Genomic DNA, 16,262 nt, shown 5'->3' with positions numbered 1-16,262 from the left:
CTCCGGATCAATCACGGTCAATGCGAGTCACCCCAGCCACGGTCTTCTGACCGACCTCGACCGCGACCTCCACGCCCTCCGGCAGGTAGAGGTCGACACGCGAGCCGAAGCGGATCAGACCGATGCGGTCGCCCTGCTCGACCTTCGTGCCCTCCGGGAGGTAGGGGACGATGCGGCGGGCCACCGCGCCGGCGATCTGGATCATCTCGATGTCGCCGAGTTCGGTGTCGAAATGCCAGACTACGCGCTCGTTGTTCTCGCTCTCCTTGTTGAAAGCCGGAACAAAGCCGCCGGGGATGTGCTCGACCGACGTCACCGTGCCGGACAGCGGCGCGCGGTTGACGTGGACGTTGAGCGGGCTCATGAAGATCGCGACGCGGGTGCGGCCGTCCTTCCACGGCATGATGCTCTGCACCACACCGTCGGCGGGCGAGATGACCCGGCCCGTGGCGATCTCGCGCTCGGGGTCGCGGAAGAACCACAGCATGCCCGCCGCGAGCGCGGTGGCGGGCACGGCGACGGCCCTGGCCGCGGTCGAGCGACGGGCGCGGACCAGGCTGAGGGCTGCGGTGGCGACGGTCGGGAGAAGCCACGGCGATGCTCCGCGCGCGAGGCGTACGCCGGCTCGGCTGTCGCGAGGTGCAGAGGTTTGGCTGTGGGGCATGGATGACCTTCGTAGCGGATGATGCCGCACAAGACGGGGGACGGCGGCTTTCCGGGGATCGTACCGGGCGCGGGCTGCAACTGGGTAAGCCAGGCAGCCGAGTCGGCGGCCGAGAGGCGTCTACGGGGTGTGATCTTCTTCTCGAAGAAAACACCCCGTATCCGGACAATCAGCCCTGGAATCGATACTCTTCGAGCAACCTGCGCCCGATGATCATTTTCTGGATCTCGGCGGTACCTTCACCGATGAGCAGCATCGGGGCCTCCCGGTAGAGGCGCTCGATCTCGTACTCCTTGGAGAAGCCGTAGCCGCCGTGGATCCGGAAGGCGTCCTCCACGACCTCCTTGCAGTACTCGGAGGCGAGGTACTTCGCCATCCCCGCTTCGAGGTCGTTTCGCTCCCCGGAATCCTTTTTGCGTGCCGCGTTCACCATCATGGCATGCGCGGCCTCGACCTTGGTGGCCATCTCGGCCAGTTTGAACTGGATCGCCTGGTGCTGGGCGATGGCCTTGCCGAAGGTGTGCCGCTGCTGGGCGTAGCGGACGCCCAGCTCGAAGGCGCGCTGGGCGACGCCGCAGCCGCGGGCGGCCACGTTGACGCGGCCGACCTCCACTCCGTCCATCATTTGGTAAAAACCTCGGCCGGTGACGCCGCCGAGCACCCGATCGGCCGGTACCCGCAGCCCGTCCATGATCAGCTCGGTGGTGTCGACGCCCTTGTAGCCCATCTTGTCGATCTTGCCGGGGATGGTCAGGCCCGGGCGGACCTCACCGAAGCCCGGCTCCTTCTCGACCAGGAAGGTGGTCATCGACTTGTGCGGGGCCGTGCCCTCGGGGTGTCCTTCGTCACTTCGCACCAGCACGGCCACGAGCGAGGACGTACCGCCGTTCGTCAGCCACATCTTCTGGCCGTTCAGGACGTACGCGTCGCCGTCCTTGACCGCCTTGGAGGTGATGGCCGACACATCCGAGCCGAGAGCCGGCTCCGACATCGAGAAGGCGCCGCGGATGTCGCCGGCCGCCATGCGCGGCAGGAAGTGGTCCTTCTGCTCCTCGGTGCCGTGCTGCTTGAGCATGTAGGCCACGATGAAGTGGGTGTTGATGATGCCGGACACCGACATCCAGCCGCGGGCGATCTCCTCCACGCACAGCGCGTAGGTGAGCAGCGACTCGCCCAGACCCCCGTACTCCTCGGGGATCATCAGACCGAACAGGCCCAGTTCCCTCAGGCCGTCGACGATCGCTTGCGGGTACTCGTCGCGGTGCTCCAGTTCGGTGGCGACCGGGATGATCTCCTTGTCCACGAAGTCGCGGACGGTGGAGAGGATCTCCCGCTGGATGTCGGTCAGACCGGCGGTCTGGGCGAGGCGCGCCATGGCTACTTCTCCTGCTGCTTCAGTTCGGGACGGCCCGGCTGCTCGCCGCCGCGCTCCTTGGTGTACGTCTCGGTCGGCACCATGACCTTGCGGCGGAACACGCAGACCAGCGTGCCGTCCTGCTTGTAGCCCTTGGTCTCGACGTGGACGATCCCGCGGTCGTTCTTCGACTTCGACGGCCACTTGTCCAGCACGGTCGTCTGGCCGTAGATCGTGTCGCCGTGGAAGGTCGGCGCCACGTGCTTGAGCGACTCGATCTCCAGGTTGGCGATCGCCTTGCCGGAGACGTCCGGCACGGACATGCCGAGCAGCAGCGAGTAGACGTAGTTGCCCACCACGACGTTCCTGCCGAAGTCGGTCGTCTTCTCGGCGTAGTTGGCGTCCAGGTGGAGCGGGTGGTGGTTCATGGTGAGGAGACAGAACAGGTGGTCGTCGTACTCCGTGACCGTCTTGCCCGGCCAGTGCTTGTACGTCGCCCCGACCTCGAACTCCTCGTAGGTGCGTCCGAACTGCATCGCGCTCAGGCCTCCGGGATCTCGAACTTCGACGTGCGCTCCATGCCGGCGGCCCGGCCCTTGCCGGAGATGACGAGGGCCATCTTGCGGCTGGCCTCGTCGATCATCTCGTCGCCGAGCATCGCGGAGCCCTTCTTGCCGCCGGCCTCGGACGTGTAGTAGTCGTACGCGTCCAGGATCAGCTCGGCGTGGTCGTAGTCCTCCTGTGAGGGCGAGAAGATCTCGTTGGACGCCTCGACCTGGCCCGGGTGCAGCACCCACTTGCCGTCGAAGCCGAGCGCGGCGGCGCGCCCCGCGACCTCGCGGTAGCCCTCGACGTTGCGGATCTGGAGGTAGGGTCCGTCGATCGCCTGGAGGTTGTTCGCGCGGGCGGCCATCAGGATCTTCATCAGGATGTAGTGGTAGGCGTCCGCCGGGTAGCCGGGCGGTTGCTCGCCCACGACCAGCGACTTCATGTTGATGGACGCCATGAAGTCGGCCGGTCCGAAGATGATCGTCTCGACGCGCGGGGAGGCCTGCGCGATCTCGTTGACGTTGTTGAGGCCCTGCGCGTTCTCGATCTGCGCCTCGATGCCGATCTTGCCGACCTCGAAGCCCATGGTCTTCTCGATCTGGGTCAGCAGCAGGTCGAGGGCGACGACCTGCTGGGCCGTCTGCACCTTCGGCAGCATGACGCAGTCGAGGTTCTGGCCGGCGCCCTCGACCACGGTCACGACGTCGCGGTACGTCCACTCGGTCGTCCAGTCGTTGACGCGCACCACCCGCGTCTTGCCCGTCCAGTCGCCCTCGTTGAGGAACTTGACGATGGTGTGCCGCGCCTCGGGCTTGGCCAGCGGCGCGCACGCGTCCTCCAGGTCCAGGAAGACCTGGTCCGCCGGCAGACCCTGCGCCTTCTCCAGGAAGCGCGGGTTCGAGCCCGGTACGGCCAGGCAGGAACGCCGGGGGCGGAGACGGTTGACCGTAGTCATGCGGGGACCTCCAGGGGGTCGAGCTTGTTCGCTTTCCGGATCTCGTCGACGATGCGGCCGATGATCCCGGTGATGTCGAAGTCCTTCGGGGTGAAGACGGCGGCGACCCCGGCGTCCTTGAGCTGCTCGGCGTCACCGTTCGGGATGATGCCACCCGCGATCACCGGGATGTCTGTGGCGCCGGCCACACGCAGCCGTTGGAGTACGTCCGGGACCAGCTGGGCGTGCGAGCCCGACAGGATGGACAGGCCGACCGCGTGCACGTCCTCCGCGAGGGCCGCGTCCACGATCTGCTCCGGGGTCAGCCGGATGCCCTGGTAGACCACCTCGAACCCGGCGTCGCGGGCCCGGACGGCGATCTGCTCGGCGCCGTTGGAGTGCCCGTCCAGGCCCGGCTTGCCGACCAGGAAGCGCAGCTTGCCGACGCCCAGGTCGCGGGCGGTGTCCTGCACCCTGGCGCGCACCTCGGCGAGCGCCGAGCCGGCCTCGGCGGGGACGGCCACCGGCGCCGAGGAGACCCCGGTCGGCGCCCGGAACTCGCCGAACACCTCGCGCAGCGCCCCCGCCCACTCGCCGGTGGTGACCCCGGCGCGGGCGCACTCCAGGGTGGCCTCCATCAGGTTGTCGGTGCCCTTGGCGGCCTCCTTCAGCCGCTCCAGCGCCTTGCAGGGCCGCGGGTGGTTGAAGGGCGGCTGGTAGCGGGTGTCGCGCCAGGTGCCCAGCGAGGCGACCACCCGGGCCTCGACCGCCGGGTCGACCGTCATGATCGCGGTGTCCAGGTCGGCCGTCAGCGGGTTGGGCTCGGTCGTCTCGAAGATGTTGACGCCGACGATCTTCTCCTGCCCGGACTCGATCCGGCCCCGGCGCTCGGCGTGCGAGGAGACCAGCTGCGACTTCAGATAGCCGGACTCCACGGCGGCCATCGCGCCGCCCATCTCCTCGATGCGGTCCATCTCCGCGAGGGCGTCGGCGACCAGCTCGTCCACCTTCGCCTCGATCACCTTCGAGCCCTCGAAGATGTCCTCGTACTCCAGCAGGTCGCTCTCATGCGCCAGCACCTGCTGGATGCGCAGCGACCACTGCTGGTCCCAGGGCCGCGGCAGCCCCAGGGCCTCGTTCCAGGCCGGCAGCTGTACGGCACGCGCGCGGGCGTCCTTCGACAGCGTCACCGCGAGCATCTCCAGCACGATCCGCTGGACGTTGTTCTCCGGCTGCGCCTCGGTCAGCCCGAGGGAGTTGACCTGGACGCCGTACCGGAAGCGGCGCTGCTTGGGGTTCTCGATGCCGTACCGCTCCCGGGTGACGCGGTCCCAGATGCGCCCGAAGGCGCGCATCTTGCACATCTCCTCGACGAAGCGGACGCCCGCGTTCACGAAGAAGGAGATCCGCGCCACCACGTCGCCCATCCGCTCCCGCGGCACCTGGCCGGAGTCGCGCACGGCGTCCAGCACGGCGACGGCGGTGGACATCGCGTACGCGATCTCCTGCACCGGCGTGGCCCCGGCCTCCTGCAGGTGGTAGCTGCAGATGTTGATCGGGTTCCACTTGGGGAGGTGGGAGACCGTGTACGCGATCATGTCCGTCGTCAGCCGGAGCGAGGGCCCCGGCGGGAACACGTGGGTGCCCCGGGACAGGTACTCCTTGACGATGTCGTTCTGGGTCGTGCCCTGGAGCCTGGTGATGTCCGCGCCCTGCTCCTCGGCGACGACCTGGTAGAGCGCCAGCAGCCACATGGCGGTGGCGTTGATCGTCATCGAGGTGTTCATCTGCTCCAGGGGGATGTCCTGGAACAGCCGGCGCATGTCACCGAGGTGCGCCACCGGCACCCCGACCCGGCCGACCTCGCCGCGGGCGAGGATGTGGTCGGAGTCGTAGCCGGTCTGGGTCGGCAGGTCGAACGCGACCGACAGACCCGTCTGCCCCTTGGCGAGGTTGCGCCGGTACAGCTCGTTGGACGCCTCGGCCGTGGAGTGACCGGCATAGGTGCGCATGAGCCACGGCCGGTCCTTCTCCCGCTTGCCTTCGGCGGGCTGACGCTCAGTCATCTATGACCTCGGGTGTCCTCAGATGTTGCGGAAGCGGTTGATGGCGTCGAGGTGCTTGGCGCGCATCTCCTCGTCACGCACGCCCAGGCCTTCCTCCGGCGCCAGGCACAGGACGCCGACCTTGCCCTGGTGCAGGTTGCGGTGGACGTCGTAGGCGGCCTGCCCGGTCTCTTCCAGGGAGTAGGTCTTCGAGAGGGTCGGGTGGATCTTGCCCTTGGCGATGAGGCGGTTGGCCTCCCAGGCCTCGCGGTAGTTGGCGAAGTGGGAGCCGATGATCCGCTTCAGCGACATCCAGAGGTAACGGTTGTCGTACTCGTGCATGTAGCCCGAGGTGGAGGCGCAGGTGGTGATGGTGCCGCCCTTGCGGGTGACGAAGACGCTCGCGCCGAAGGTCTCGCGGCCGGGGTGCTCGAAGACGATGTCGATGTCCTCGCCGCCGGTGAGTTCGCGGATGCGCTTGCCGAAGCGCTTCCACTCCTTGGGGTCCTGGGTGTTCTCGTCCTTCCAGAACCTGTAGCCCTCGGCGCTGCGGTCGATGATCGCATCGGCGCCCATGGCGCGGCAGATGTCCGCCTTCTGCTCGCTGGAGACGACACAGATCGGGTTGGCGCCGCCGGCCAGCGCGAACTGCGTGGCGTACGAGCCGAGTCCGCCGCTCGCGCCCCAGATGAGGACGTTGTCGCCCTGCTTCATGCCGGCGCCGTTGCGGGAGACGAGCTGCCGGTAGGCGGTGGAGTTGACCAGGCCCGGCGCTGCGGCCTCCTCCCAGCTGAGGTGGTCCGGCTTCGGCATCAGCTGGTTGGACTTGACGAGCGCGACCTCGGCGAGGCCGCCGAAGTTGGTCTCGAAGCCCCAGATGCGCTGCTCGGGGTCGAGCATCGTGTCGTTGTGGCCGTCGGAGGACTCCAGCTCGACCGAGAGGCAGTGCGCGACGACCTCGTCGCCGGGCTTCCAGGCGTTGACGCCGGGGCCGGTGCGCAGGACGACGCCCGCGAGGTCGGAGCCGATGATGTGGTACGGCAGGTCGTGCCGCTTGGCCAGCTCGTTGGTGCGGCCGTAGCGCTCCAGGAACCCGAAGGTGGACAGCGGCTCGAAGATCGAGGTCCACACCGAGTTGTAGTTCACCGAGGAGGCCATGACGGCCACCAGAGCCTCGCCCGGGCCCAGTTCGGGCACCGGCACCTCGTCCAGGTGGATCGACTTGCGGGGGTCCTTGTCGCGGGTCTGAAGACCCGCGAACATCTCCGTCTCGTCCTTGTGCACGGTGATCGCGCGGTACGAGTCGGGAAGCGGCAGGGCGGCGAAGTCGGCGGACGTGGCGTCCTTCGACTGGATCGCGTCCAGGATGTCCTTCACGGTCACGGTGTTGCCTCCGGCGGTGAGCGCCCTGAGGGAGGGGCGCTGGGGGTTCGTCGGTGCTGCGATGAGTGCTGCTGAGGGTGTGGGAGGTGCCGTCGGTTCGGCTCGGTGGTGCTGCGGCAGCGCGTGGTGGCGCGGGAGGTTGCCTGTGACGCAGGCGTCCGGGCGCGCAGGCCGCGTGGCTTGCGGGGACAGCCGGCGAGCGAGGGATCCGGCTCGCCGGCCGCCCGGACCTCTTCAACGTATGACACCGCGTGTCAGGTGGCAAGGCACTGAGTGCCAATACCGGCTCTCAGATGAAATCTTTACGTAACAAATGAGCGATGATCGATCGAACGGCTCCCGGAATTCGCTGGAAAACGGCGCCTGACATGGCAAAACGGCCACCCCGAGAGGTGGCCGTCCGTACCGCGTCCCCGCCTGTCAGCGCGCCTTGAGCGCCTCTTCGATGGTCCGCATGACCTCGTCCAGCGGCGCGTCGGTCCGCGCGACCGTCACCAGCACCTCGCCGTGCGGCGAGACCGTGGCCGGCGCGGTCGTGGCGGCCGGCTGCGCGGCGGCCGGGCCGCGGCCGGCCCCGATGCCGGTGCCGAACGTCTTGCGCACGATCGCGAAGGCATGGTCGAGCTGCGTCTCCACGTCCCCCTGCCCGCCCGCCCGGAGCCAGCGTCTGAGGACGTGGTTGTGGGCGGTGACGACGGCGGAGGCGGCGACCTCGGCGAGCAGCGGGTCGTCGTTGGCGTCGTCGGCGTGCGCCCGCTCGTCGAAGTGGCCGAGCAGATAGCGCGTGAACAACCGCTCGTAGCGGGCCACCGAGGCGATCTCGGCCTCGCGCAGGGTGGGCACCTCCCGGGTGAGCTTGTAGCGGGCCACCGAGATCGCCGGCTGGGCCGCGTACATCTTCATGACTTCCTTGATCCCGCGGCACACCGTGTCGAGCGGGTGCTCGTGCGCGGGGGCGGCGTTCAGGACCGCCTCGGCACGGACCAGGGTGTCGTCGTGGTCCGGGAAGATCGCCTCTTCCTTGGAGCGGAAGTGCCGGAAGAAGGTGCGGCGGGCGACGCCGGCCGCCGCCGCGATCTCGTCGACGGTGGTGGCCTCGTACCCCTTGGCCGCGAACAGCTCCATGGCCGCTGCCGCCAGTTCTCGGCGCATCTTGAGCCGCTGGGCGGCGGCGCGACTGCCTGCGGCACTCTCCGGCGCGTCGGGCGTTGCTGGTGTACGTGAGGACTTGGCGGGCTGGGACATGACCCGAACGTACTGCATGCGCCCGGCAAGACGCGCAGGTACGGGGTATCCCCCGCCCGTGCGGGGCGGGGGATCTCCGGGCTGGACCGGGTCGAGCAGGCCGCCCCAGTCCGCGCCGTCGTCGTCGCCGTCGAACCAGGCGCCGGCGCCGTCAGCGGCGGGCATACTCGCGGAAGCCGCGGCCGGTCTTGCGGCCGAGGCAGCCCGCGGCCACCAGGTGCTCCAGCAGCGGGGCCGGGGCGAGACCGGGGTCGCGGAACTCGCGGTGCAGCACCTTCTCGATGGCCAGCGAGACGTCCAGGCCCACCACGTCCAGCAGTTCGAAGGGGCCCATCGGATAGCCGCCGCCCAGCTTCATCGCCGCGTCGATGTCGTCCAGGGACGCGTAGTGCTCCTGGACCATCTTGATCGCGTTGTTGAGATAGGGGAACAGCAGCGCGTTGACGATGAAGCCCGCCCGGTCGCCGCAGTCCACGGCGTGCTTGCCGAGCCCGGCGCAGACCTCGCGCACCGTCGCGTGCACGTCGTCGGCCGTGAGCACCGTGCGCACCACCTCGACCAGCTTCATCGCGGGCGCCGGGTTGAAGAAGTGCATGCCGATCACGTCCTGCGGGCGCGAGGTGGCACGCGCGCAGGCGACGACGGGCAGCGAGGAGGTGGTGGTGGCCAGCACCGCGCCGGGCCTGCACACCTTGTCCAGCGTCGCGAACAGCTGCCGCTTGACCTCCAGGTCCTCCGCGACCGCCTCCACGGCCAGGTCCACCTCGGCGAAGGCGTCGTAGGACCCGGCCGGCGTGATCCGGTCCAGGATGCCCGCGGCGGCCTCGGCGGTCAGCCGGCCCTTGTCGACGGAGCGGGCCAGCGACTTGCCGATCCGGGCCTTGGCGGTCTGCGCCTTCTCCGCGCTGCGGGCGGCCAGCACCACGTCGTGGCCCGCCTTCGCGAACACCTCCGCGATGCCGGACGCCATGGTGCCCGAGCCCGCCACCCCGACCGAGCGGACCGTGCGGCCGGCGCCGGCCGTGCCGCCCGGGGGCGGGGTCAGCGGGTCCGGCACCACGGTGGCGCTGCCCGGCGCCTCGTAGGTGTAGAAGCCGCGCCCGGCCTTGCGGCCCGTCAGGCCCGCCTCGCTGAGCTGCTTGAGGATCGGGGCGGGCGCGTGCAGCCGGTCGCGGGACTCGGCGTACATGGCGTCCAGGACGGTCCGGGCGGTGTCGATGCCGATCAGGTCCAGCAGGGCGAGCGGGCCCATCGGCAGGCCGCAGCCGAGCCGCATCGCCGCGTCGATGTCCTCGCGGGAGGCGTAGCGGGCCTCGTACATCGCGGCGGCCTGGTTCAGGTAGCCGAACAGCAGCCCGTCGGCGACGAAGCCCGGCCGGTCGCCGACCGCGACGGGCTCCTTGCCCAGCTCGATCGCCAGGTCCGTGACCGCGGCGACGGCGTCCGGCGCGGTCAGCACCGAGGAGACGACCTCGACCAGCTTCATCGCGGGCGCCGGGTTGAAGAAGTGCAGGCCCAGCACCCGCTCGGGGCGGGCCGAGTCGGCGGCCAGCCGGGTCACGGACAGTGCGTTGGTGCCGGTCGCGAGGATCGTCTCCGGGCGGACCACGCCGTCCAGCTCACGGAAGATGCGGTGCTTGACCTCGTACGACTCCGGCGCCACCTCGATCACGAGGTCCGCGTCGGCCGCCGCGGCGAGGTCGGTGCCGGTGCGGACGCGGGAGAGGGCGTCGGCGCGCTCCTGTTCGGTGAGCCGGCCGCGCTCGACGGCGCGGGCGGTGGCGGCCTCCAGCGCGGCGAGCGACCGGGCGGCCTGGGCCTCGCTGACATCGATGCCGATCACCTCGCGGCCGGCCTTCAGCAGCACCTCGGCGATGCCGGTGCCCATGGTGCCGAGGCCCACGACGGCGATCGTCTTGAGCGGGGACGGAGAGTCGGACTGAGGGGACAGGGGAGTGGCCATCGCGGGACTCCAGAAAGAGGGTGACGACGAGGAGCGCGCCGGGTGCGTCCGAGGACGCACCGCGGTGCGGAGGAGGAATGCGAGGGATGCGGGTGTCGCCGGGCTGCTAGACGACAGGGCCTAGCGCACACGCCCGGTGCCACCGGTGCCACGGGCGTGCACGCGCCCGCGCGGCGGCGGATCTCCGACCGGCCCTGTCCCGGAGCCGGGTCGTACAGCGGTACACACGGGTACCGAACCGACCAATCAGACGCTCGCGACGGTTGCGTCACCAAACCGTCGCCAGCGGAAGTGCGAGCGGTAACTCGCTCATCCGAGCTTAACCGGTGGGTAACGAGCGCGCCAGCCCCCCGAGTTTGTGATCTGCCTCCCCCTTCCGCCCCCACCCCTCTACGCTGGTGCGCGTGGACGAAGAGTTGCGATCGCTCACGGAACGCTTACGGCGCGAGGCGGCCGGTTCGACCGCTTTCGAACCGCTGGTGGCCACCGGGGACCGGGACGAACTGGCGGACGTCCTCACCGCGCCCGGACAGCCGCTGTGGGCCCGGGAAATGGCCGCGTTCCGCCTCGGCACCGCCGGCGACCGGCGCGCCTTCGAGTCGCTGGTGCTGCTCCTCAACCACCGCGACCCGCCGCGCTGCGCCTCCGCCGCCCACGCCCTCGCCCGGCTCGGCGACCCGCGCACCGCCCGCGCCGCCGCCGCCCTCGCCACCAACGAACTCCGCGTGGCCTACGCCCTGCACCCGGTACGGCTCCTGGTCACACTGCGCGCCCCCGAGGCCGTGCCCGCCCTCATCACCACCCTGGAACGCCGGCTGCGCCCCCACGACCCCTACCGCCGGGTCGCCCTCGCCTGCGTCGACGGCCTCGGCGAACTCGGCGACACCCGCGCCCGCCGCGTCCTCAACGAGGCCCTCGCCCACCCGGCCCTGGCGGAGGCGGCGGTCCACGCGCTGGCCCGGATTCCCCGGCAGCGGGAGGCACGATGAGGCTCCGCCGGCACTCACGGCGGTAGGTGCCGGTGCCCCGAGCGGTGCTCCTTCGCCGCGGTGAGCGGGGCGCGGCCGACCCCGGCGCCGAGCCGAGCCGAGGCGGGCCGGGCCGGATCGTTCGGCGTCCGTGGGGTGCGTCTGTGCGTCGGCTGGTGGTGCCGGCAGGGGGAGGCGGGGTGAGGCGCCGCCTGCCTTGCAGTCGGCCTGCGCAGCGTCAGGTGCGGGTCTCCGGAGTGGCGTTTCGTTTTCGTGGTGAGCGGGGCGTGGCCGGTGCGGTGCCGGGCGGGGCCGGGTCGTTCGGCGTCCGTGGGGTCCGTCTGCGCGCCGGCCGGTGGTGCCGGCAGGGGGAGGCGGGGTGAGGCGCCGCCTGCCTTGCAGTCGGTCTGCGCAGCATCAGGTGCGGGTCTCGCGAGTGGCGTTTCGCTTTTGTGGTGAGCGGGGTGTGGCTGGTCCGGTGCCGGGCGGGGCCGGATCGTTCGGCGTCGGGGGGGGGTGCGTCTGCCGGCCGGGGTCGCCGGCAGCGGGAGGCGGGGTGAGGCGCCGCCGGCCTCGCTGTCGGTGTGTTCGCGGGAGTGGCGTGCGTGACGTGCCGTCAGGCTCGCGACTCCCTGACATACCGCACCTCGGGCACCTGTGCCCCGCCCGCCTCGAAGGTCTCCTCGGTGCCGTCCGCCCGGAAGCCGGCCCGCTCGTAGAACCGGCGCGCGCGGGTGTTCTCCCTCAGGACCCACAGCAGCAGGCGCGGGTGGTCCGAGCAGTGGTCCAGCGTCGCGGCCAGCAGGGTTCGGCCGATTCCGGTGCCGAGCCGGGCCGGGGCGACGTAGATCGCGTACAGCTCGGCGTCCGCGGTGTGCCGCTCGCCCTCCCGGTAGGGGCCGTGTGCCGCCCAGCCGACCACTTCGCCGGCGTGCTCGGCGACCAGGTTCGTCACCGAGCCGTCCCCGGTCAGGAACCGGTCCCGGCGCCGGGCGGCGTCCGCCGGGACGCTCAGCGCGTCCAGGTAGGGCCCCGGCATCAGGCCCCGGTAGGCGTGCTGCCAGCCGCGCACGCGCAGTTCGGCGACGCGGTCGCAGTCGGCGAGGGTCATCGGGCGGATGCGGATGGGGTGTTCGTCCATGACGGGACCCTAGGGAACACCGCCAGGGACCCGCCTCCGGATATCCGGCTTATTCGGCCACCACCGCCAGCGCCTCGATCTCCATCAGGAACTCCGGGGCCACCAGGCCGGCGACGCGTACGGCGGAGGAGGCGGGCAGGCGGTCGTCGGGTATGTGCGTGGCGCGGGCCGCGCGGATGGCCGGCAGGTGGGCCGTGTCCGTCACGAAGTACGTCAGCTTCACCACGTCCTCGAAGCCGGCGCCGGCGGCGGCCAGGCAGCGCCGCAGGTTCTCGAACACCTGCCGTGCCTGGGCCGCCGGGTCGTCCGGGCCGACCAGCCCGCCGTCCTCGTCCAGGGCGAGCTGGCCGGAGACGGCGACCAGGCGGCCGGTCGCCGAGACCACATGGCTGTACTGCGTGGCGGGAGCGACCCCGGCGGGGGCGGTGATGCGGGTCGGTTCGCTCATGGCCCCATGATGGACCGGCCCACTGACAACGCCCCGGCCAGGGGAGTTCAGCGGCGGAAGCCGAGCAGCCGGTGCAGCGTCGACCCACGCGACGAGACCGAGGCCGCCCTCGCGGCCAGGGGCTTCGGACCGGGCGACTTCGAGCACACCGCGTCGGCCACCGGTCCGCCCCGCGGCAGCGTGCCGTCGGCCAGATACGCCGACAGGTACCCGTCGAGGCAGGCGTTGCCGCTCAGCGTGATCCCGTGGTTGCCGCCGCCGTCCTCGACCACGAGCCGGGAACCGGCGAGCAGCCGGTGCGTGGTGACACCGCCCGCGTAGGGCGTGGCCGCGTCGCCGGTCGCCTGGAAGAGCAGTGCCGGCGGCAGCTTGCCGTTGGCCACGTTCACCGGCTCCAGCGGCGCGGTCGGCCAGAACGCGCAGGGCGCGTTGTACCAGGTGTTGTTCCAGACCATGAAGGGCGCCTTCGCGTGGACCTCTTCGGCGTCCGAGCGCCAGCGGTTCCACGAACGCGGCCAGGAGGCGTCCCGGCACTGCACCGCCGCGTAGACGCTGTAGCCGTTGTCGCCCGCGCCGTCCACGGCGGCGAGGTTCTCGTACGCCCGCACCAGCGGACCGGTGTCCCGGTCGTGGACGTACGCCGCGAACGCGTCCGCGAGGTGGGGCCAGTAGCCGTCGTAGTAGCCGCCGGGGACGAAGGTGTCCTCCAGCTCCGAGGCGCCGACCTTCCCGCCGGCCGGCTGCTTCGCCAGGGCCGCCCGCATCGCGTACCACCGCGCCTCGACCCGGGCGGGGTCCGTGCCGAGCCCGTAGGCGTCGTCGTGCGCGGCGATCCACGCCATCAGGGCACGGTGGCGGTCGTCGAAGGCGTGGTCCTGGCCCAGATTGTCCTCGTACCAGATACCGGTCGGGTCCACGACGGAGTCCAGCACCAGCCGGCGCACCCGCTCCGGGTACAGCTTCGCGTAGACCGCGCCGAGGTAGGTGCCGTAGGAGTAGCCGAAGTAGCTGATGCGCGGCGCGCCGAGGGCCTGGCGGATCGCGTCCAGGTCCCTGGCGGTGCTGACGGTGTCGATGTAGGGCAGCACGTCGGCGTACTTGCGGCCGCAGGCGGTGGCGAAGGAGCGGGCCCGGTCCAGGTTGGCCTGCTCCAGGGCGGGGGTGGCGGGCACGCTGTCCGGGCGGACCGGGGTGAAGTGGCCCGGCGCGCAGTCCAGGGCGGGGGTGCTCTCGCCGACCCCGCGCGGGTCGAAGCCGATGACGTCGTACCGGGCGGCCACCTTCGCGGGCAGCGCCGAGGCGACGAACCCGGCGAGGGTCAGTCCGCTGCCGCCGGGGCCGCCGGGATTGACCAGCAGCGGGCCCTGGGAGGTCGGCGCGGTGTGCGGGACGCGGGACAGGGCGAGCGTGATCTGCCGGCCCCCGGGGCGCGTGTGGTCCAGTGGCACCTTCAGGGAGGCGCACTGCAGGGTGGGGTAGTCGCCGCTGCCGCAGGTCTTCCAGGCGAGGTCCGCGGCGGTGGCCGGCCGGGCGGCCCGCGCGGGGGCGGCGGTGACCGAGCCGGCCAGGACGGCGGCGGCGCACAGCACGGCTGCGCGTTTCTTCATGGGGCCTCCCGGGACGGAGGGGCGGAGAACCGCGAGGATCACGGTTCTCGCCGCATCGTCCCGGCAATGGCGACCCGCCGAACGCGTGCGGGCGATAGATGACCCGATTGGGCCGTGCGATGCCCTCGAACGCGCTCAGCGGAAGGAACGCGCTCAAGGGAACGCGCTCAGAGGAGGGTGAGTTGCGTCGGTTCCGTCGCGACGGCCGGCGGCTCCGGCTCCTCCGGGCGGACCCGGCGGGCCAGGCCCGGGCGGCTGGGCCCGATGCCGTACTCCCGGGCCAGCTCGTGCACCTGGCGGGTGATCCGGCGCTGGTACCAGCGGGGCGCGTAGGCGCCCTCCGCGTACAGCCGCTCGTAGCGGCGCACCAGGTGCGGGTGGTGCTGTCCGAGCCAGGCCATGAACCACTCCCGGGCACCCGGCCGCAGATGCAGCACCAGCGGGGTCACGGAGGTGGCGCCGGCCGCCGCGATCGCCCGTACCGTGGCCCGCAGTTGGGCCGGCTCGTCGCCGAGGAACGGGATCACCGGCGCCATCAGCACCCCGCAGCCGATGCCGTGCTCGCCCAGGGTGCGTACGACGTCCAGCCGCCGTTCCGGGGCCGGGGTGCCCGGCTCCACCGTGCACCACAGCTCGGCGTCCAGGAAGCCGACGGAGACCGAGACACCGATGTCGGTCACCTCGGCGGCCCGGGTCAGCAGGTCCAGGTCGCGCAGGATCAGGGTGCCCTTGGTCAGGATCGAGAACGGGTTCGCGTGCTCGGTGAGGGCGGAGATGATGCCCGGCATCAGCCGGTAGCGGCCCTCCGCGCGCTGGTAGCAGTCCACGTTGGTGCCCATCGCCACGTGGTCGCCCTGCCAGCGCCGGGAGGCGAGCTGGCGGCGCAGCACCTCGGGCGCGTTCACCTTGACCACGATCTGGGAGTCGAAGCCGACGCCGGTGTCCAGGTCGAGGTAGCTGTGCGTCTTGCGGGCGAAGCAGTAGACGCACGCGTGCGTGCAGCCCCGGTACGGGTTGACCGTCCATTCGAACGGCATCCGTGAGGCGCCCGGCACCCGGTTCAGCACCGAGCGGGCCCGGACCTCGTGGAAGGTGATCCCCGCGAATTCGGGCGTGTCGAAGGTCCGGACCGTCACGGCGTCCGCGCCGAACAGCGCGGCGTCGGCCGCCCGGCCGTGCTCGGCGGGCTCGCCGGACCGCCCGGAGTTCCCGGGCCCGACGGTGAGGTTCTCCCAGCGCATGACGCCTCCTCGGTACGACTGCGGCACAGAATAGAACATCTGTTCCCATGATCGTGCGGACCCCGATTTGGGCGGCCGGGCGCCGGGGTGGTTGGCTTTCCCCAACCCCGAGCAACCAGGTCCTGGAGGAACGCAATGGCGCAGGTCGAGGCCACTACGGAGCGGGTCGTCGCGGCGGACGCGGAGAAGGTGTTCGACGCCCTCGCCGACTACCGCGGCACCCGGCAGAAGCTGCTGCCCGAGCACTTCAGCGAGTACGAGGTGCGCGAGGGCGGCGAGGGCGCGGGCACCCTCGTGCACTGGAAGCTCCAGGCGACCAGCAAGCGGGTGCGCGACTGCCTGCTGGAGGTGAGCGAGCCCACCCGGGGCGAGCTGGTCGAGAAGGACCGCAACTCCTCCATGGTCACCACCTGGCGCGTCACGCCGGCCGGCGAGGGGAGGTCCCGGGTCGTCGTCACCACCACCTGGAACGGCGCCGGCGGCATCGGCGGCTTCTTCGAGAAGACGTTCGCCCCCAAGGGGCTCGGCCGGATCTACGACGCCGTGCTCGCCAACCTCGCCGCCGAGGTCGAGAAGTAGGCCAGCCCCTCACCGGGCCCAAGCACCCGCCGGTGAACCGGGGCCCAAGCACCCACCGGTGAAAGGGCGTTGAGCCCTTCACCGGTTCGGGTGGATCTCCGCCCGATCTCTGGCCGTGCCGTAACTCGCCGCAGTTGTTCG

General features: G+C 71.1%; 14 protein-coding genes. 2 read left to right on the top strand and 12 right to left on the bottom strand.

Annotated elements, in window-relative coordinates; genetic code table 11:
- Positions 1 to 7: 7 nt before the first annotated feature.
- The 8 genes from NX794_RS01990 to NX794_RS01955 all read right to left on the bottom strand — a co-directional run bounded on the left by NX794_RS01990 (position 8) and on the right by NX794_RS01955 (position 10,137).
- Complete coding sequence (locus NX794_RS01990) at positions 8 to 664, bottom strand: phosphatidylserine decarboxylase (protein ID WP_258776262.1); 657 nt, start codon at positions 662 to 664, stop codon at positions 8 to 10.
- A 169-nt stretch (positions 665 to 833) separates the two neighbouring features.
- Positions 834 to 2,039 carry an acyl-CoA dehydrogenase family protein gene (locus tag NX794_RS01985; protein WP_258776261.1) on the bottom strand — a complete coding sequence of 402 codons (1,206 nt, stop codon included), beginning with the start codon at positions 2,037 to 2,039 and terminating at the stop codon, positions 834 to 836.
- 2 nt (positions 2,040 to 2,041) lie between these two features.
- On the bottom strand, positions 2,042 to 2,554 hold the full coding sequence (locus NX794_RS01980; RefSeq protein ID WP_258776260.1) for a MaoC family dehydratase: 513 nt from the start codon (positions 2,552 to 2,554) through the stop codon (positions 2,042 to 2,044).
- 5 nt (positions 2,555 to 2,559) lie between these two features.
- The gene (locus tag NX794_RS01975; protein ID WP_258776259.1) at positions 2,560 to 3,522 is read right to left on the bottom strand and encodes an HpcH/HpaI aldolase/citrate lyase family protein; all 963 of its coding nucleotides are present in this window, start codon (positions 3,520 to 3,522) and stop codon (positions 2,560 to 2,562) included.
- Positions 3,519 to 5,567, bottom strand: coding sequence for a protein meaA (locus NX794_RS01970; protein ID WP_258776258.1), 2,049 nt, complete (start codon positions 5,565 to 5,567; stop codon positions 3,519 to 3,521). The genes NX794_RS01975 and NX794_RS01970 overlap by 4 nt, the downstream gene beginning before the upstream one ends.
- 18 nt (positions 5,568 to 5,585) lie before the next feature.
- On the bottom strand, positions 5,586 to 6,923 hold the full coding sequence (gene ccrA / locus NX794_RS01965) for a crotonyl-CoA carboxylase/reductase (RefSeq protein ID WP_258776400.1): 1,338 nt from the start codon (positions 6,921 to 6,923) through the stop codon (positions 5,586 to 5,588).
- A 426-nt stretch (positions 6,924 to 7,349) separates the two neighbouring features.
- Entirely contained in the window at positions 7,350 to 8,174 is an 825-nt protein-coding gene (locus tag NX794_RS01960; RefSeq protein WP_258776256.1) for a TetR family transcriptional regulator, read from the bottom strand.
- 151 nt (positions 8,175 to 8,325) lie between these two features.
- On the bottom strand, positions 8,326 to 10,137 hold the full coding sequence (locus NX794_RS01955; RefSeq protein ID WP_258776254.1) for a 3-hydroxyacyl-CoA dehydrogenase family protein: 1,812 nt from the start codon (positions 10,135 to 10,137) through the stop codon (positions 8,326 to 8,328).
- Positions 10,138 to 10,541: 404 nt separating this feature from the next.
- Between NX794_RS01955 and NX794_RS01950 the strand changes: the two genes are divergently transcribed.
- Positions 10,542 to 11,126, top strand: coding sequence for an adenylosuccinate lyase (locus NX794_RS01950; protein WP_258776252.1), 585 nt, complete (start codon positions 10,542 to 10,544; stop codon positions 11,124 to 11,126).
- Positions 11,127 to 11,721: 595 nt separating this feature from the next.
- Here the strand turns inward: NX794_RS01950 and NX794_RS01945 are convergent.
- The 4 genes from NX794_RS01945 to NX794_RS01930 all read right to left on the bottom strand — a co-directional run bounded on the left by NX794_RS01945 (position 11,722) and on the right by NX794_RS01930 (position 15,542).
- Complete coding sequence (locus NX794_RS01945; RefSeq protein WP_258776251.1) at positions 11,722 to 12,246, bottom strand: GNAT family N-acetyltransferase; 525 nt, start codon at positions 12,244 to 12,246, stop codon at positions 11,722 to 11,724.
- A gap of 49 nt (positions 12,247 to 12,295) precedes the next feature.
- Positions 12,296 to 12,694, bottom strand: coding sequence for a RidA family protein (locus NX794_RS01940; RefSeq protein ID WP_258776250.1), 399 nt, complete (start codon positions 12,692 to 12,694; stop codon positions 12,296 to 12,298).
- Between the two features lie 47 nt (positions 12,695 to 12,741).
- On the bottom strand, positions 12,742 to 14,301 hold the full coding sequence (locus NX794_RS01935; RefSeq protein ID WP_258776249.1) for an alpha/beta hydrolase: 1,560 nt from the start codon (positions 14,299 to 14,301) through the stop codon (positions 12,742 to 12,744).
- A gap of 167 nt (positions 14,302 to 14,468) precedes the next feature.
- Positions 14,469 to 15,542, bottom strand: a complete 1,074-nt coding sequence (locus tag NX794_RS01930; protein ID WP_258776248.1) for an Rv2578c family radical SAM protein — start codon at positions 15,540 to 15,542, stop codon at positions 14,469 to 14,471.
- 135 nt (positions 15,543 to 15,677) lie between these two features.
- Here NX794_RS01930 and NX794_RS01925 point away from each other — a divergent pair, with 135 nt between their 5' ends.
- Entirely contained in the window at positions 15,678 to 16,121 is a 444-nt protein-coding gene (locus tag NX794_RS01925; RefSeq protein ID WP_258776245.1) for an SRPBCC family protein, read from the top strand.
- Positions 16,122 to 16,262: the final 141 nt, after the last annotated feature.

The sequence above is a fragment of the Streptomyces pyxinicus genome, from assembly GCF_024753135.1.
Lineage (GTDB): Bacteria > Actinomycetota > Actinomycetes > Streptomycetales > Streptomycetaceae > Streptomyces > Streptomyces pyxinicus.
This window is presented reverse-complemented; position numbering and strand designations above follow the sequence as displayed.

Excerpts from the sequence above, each read along its gene's own strand:
- NX794_RS01990 (WP_258776262.1), bottom strand. The coding sequence starts at position 664 with ATGCCCCACAGCCAAACCTCTGCACCTCGCGACAGCCGAGCCGGCGTA.
- NX794_RS01985 (WP_258776261.1), bottom strand. The coding sequence starts at position 2,039 with ATGGCGCGCCTCGCCCAGACCGCCGGTCTGACCGACATCCAGCGGGAG.
- NX794_RS01980 (WP_258776260.1), bottom strand. The coding sequence starts at position 2,554 with ATGCAGTTCGGACGCACCTACGAGGAGTTCGAGGTCGGGGCGACGTAC.
- NX794_RS01975 (WP_258776259.1), bottom strand. The coding sequence starts at position 3,522 with ATGACTACGGTCAACCGTCTCCGCCCCCGGCGTTCCTGCCTGGCCGTA.
- NX794_RS01970 (WP_258776258.1), bottom strand. The coding sequence starts at position 5,567 with ATGACTGAGCGTCAGCCCGCCGAAGGCAAGCGGGAGAAGGACCGGCCG.
- NX794_RS01960 (WP_258776256.1), bottom strand. The coding sequence starts at position 8,174 with ATGTCCCAGCCCGCCAAGTCCTCACGTACACCAGCAACGCCCGACGCG.
- NX794_RS01955 (WP_258776254.1), bottom strand. The coding sequence starts at position 10,137 with ATGGCCACTCCCCTGTCCCCTCAGTCCGACTCTCCGTCCCCGCTCAAG.
- NX794_RS01945 (WP_258776251.1), bottom strand. The coding sequence starts at position 12,246 with ATGGACGAACACCCCATCCGCATCCGCCCGATGACCCTCGCCGACTGC.
- NX794_RS01940 (WP_258776250.1), bottom strand. The coding sequence starts at position 12,694 with ATGAGCGAACCGACCCGCATCACCGCCCCCGCCGGGGTCGCTCCCGCC.
- NX794_RS01935 (WP_258776249.1), bottom strand. The coding sequence starts at position 14,301 with ATGAAGAAACGCGCAGCCGTGCTGTGCGCCGCCGCCGTCCTGGCCGGC.
- NX794_RS01930 (WP_258776248.1), bottom strand. The coding sequence starts at position 15,542 with ATGCGCTGGGAGAACCTCACCGTCGGGCCCGGGAACTCCGGGCGGTCC.
- NX794_RS01925 (WP_258776245.1), top strand. The coding sequence starts at position 15,678 with ATGGCGCAGGTCGAGGCCACTACGGAGCGGGTCGTCGCGGCGGACGCG.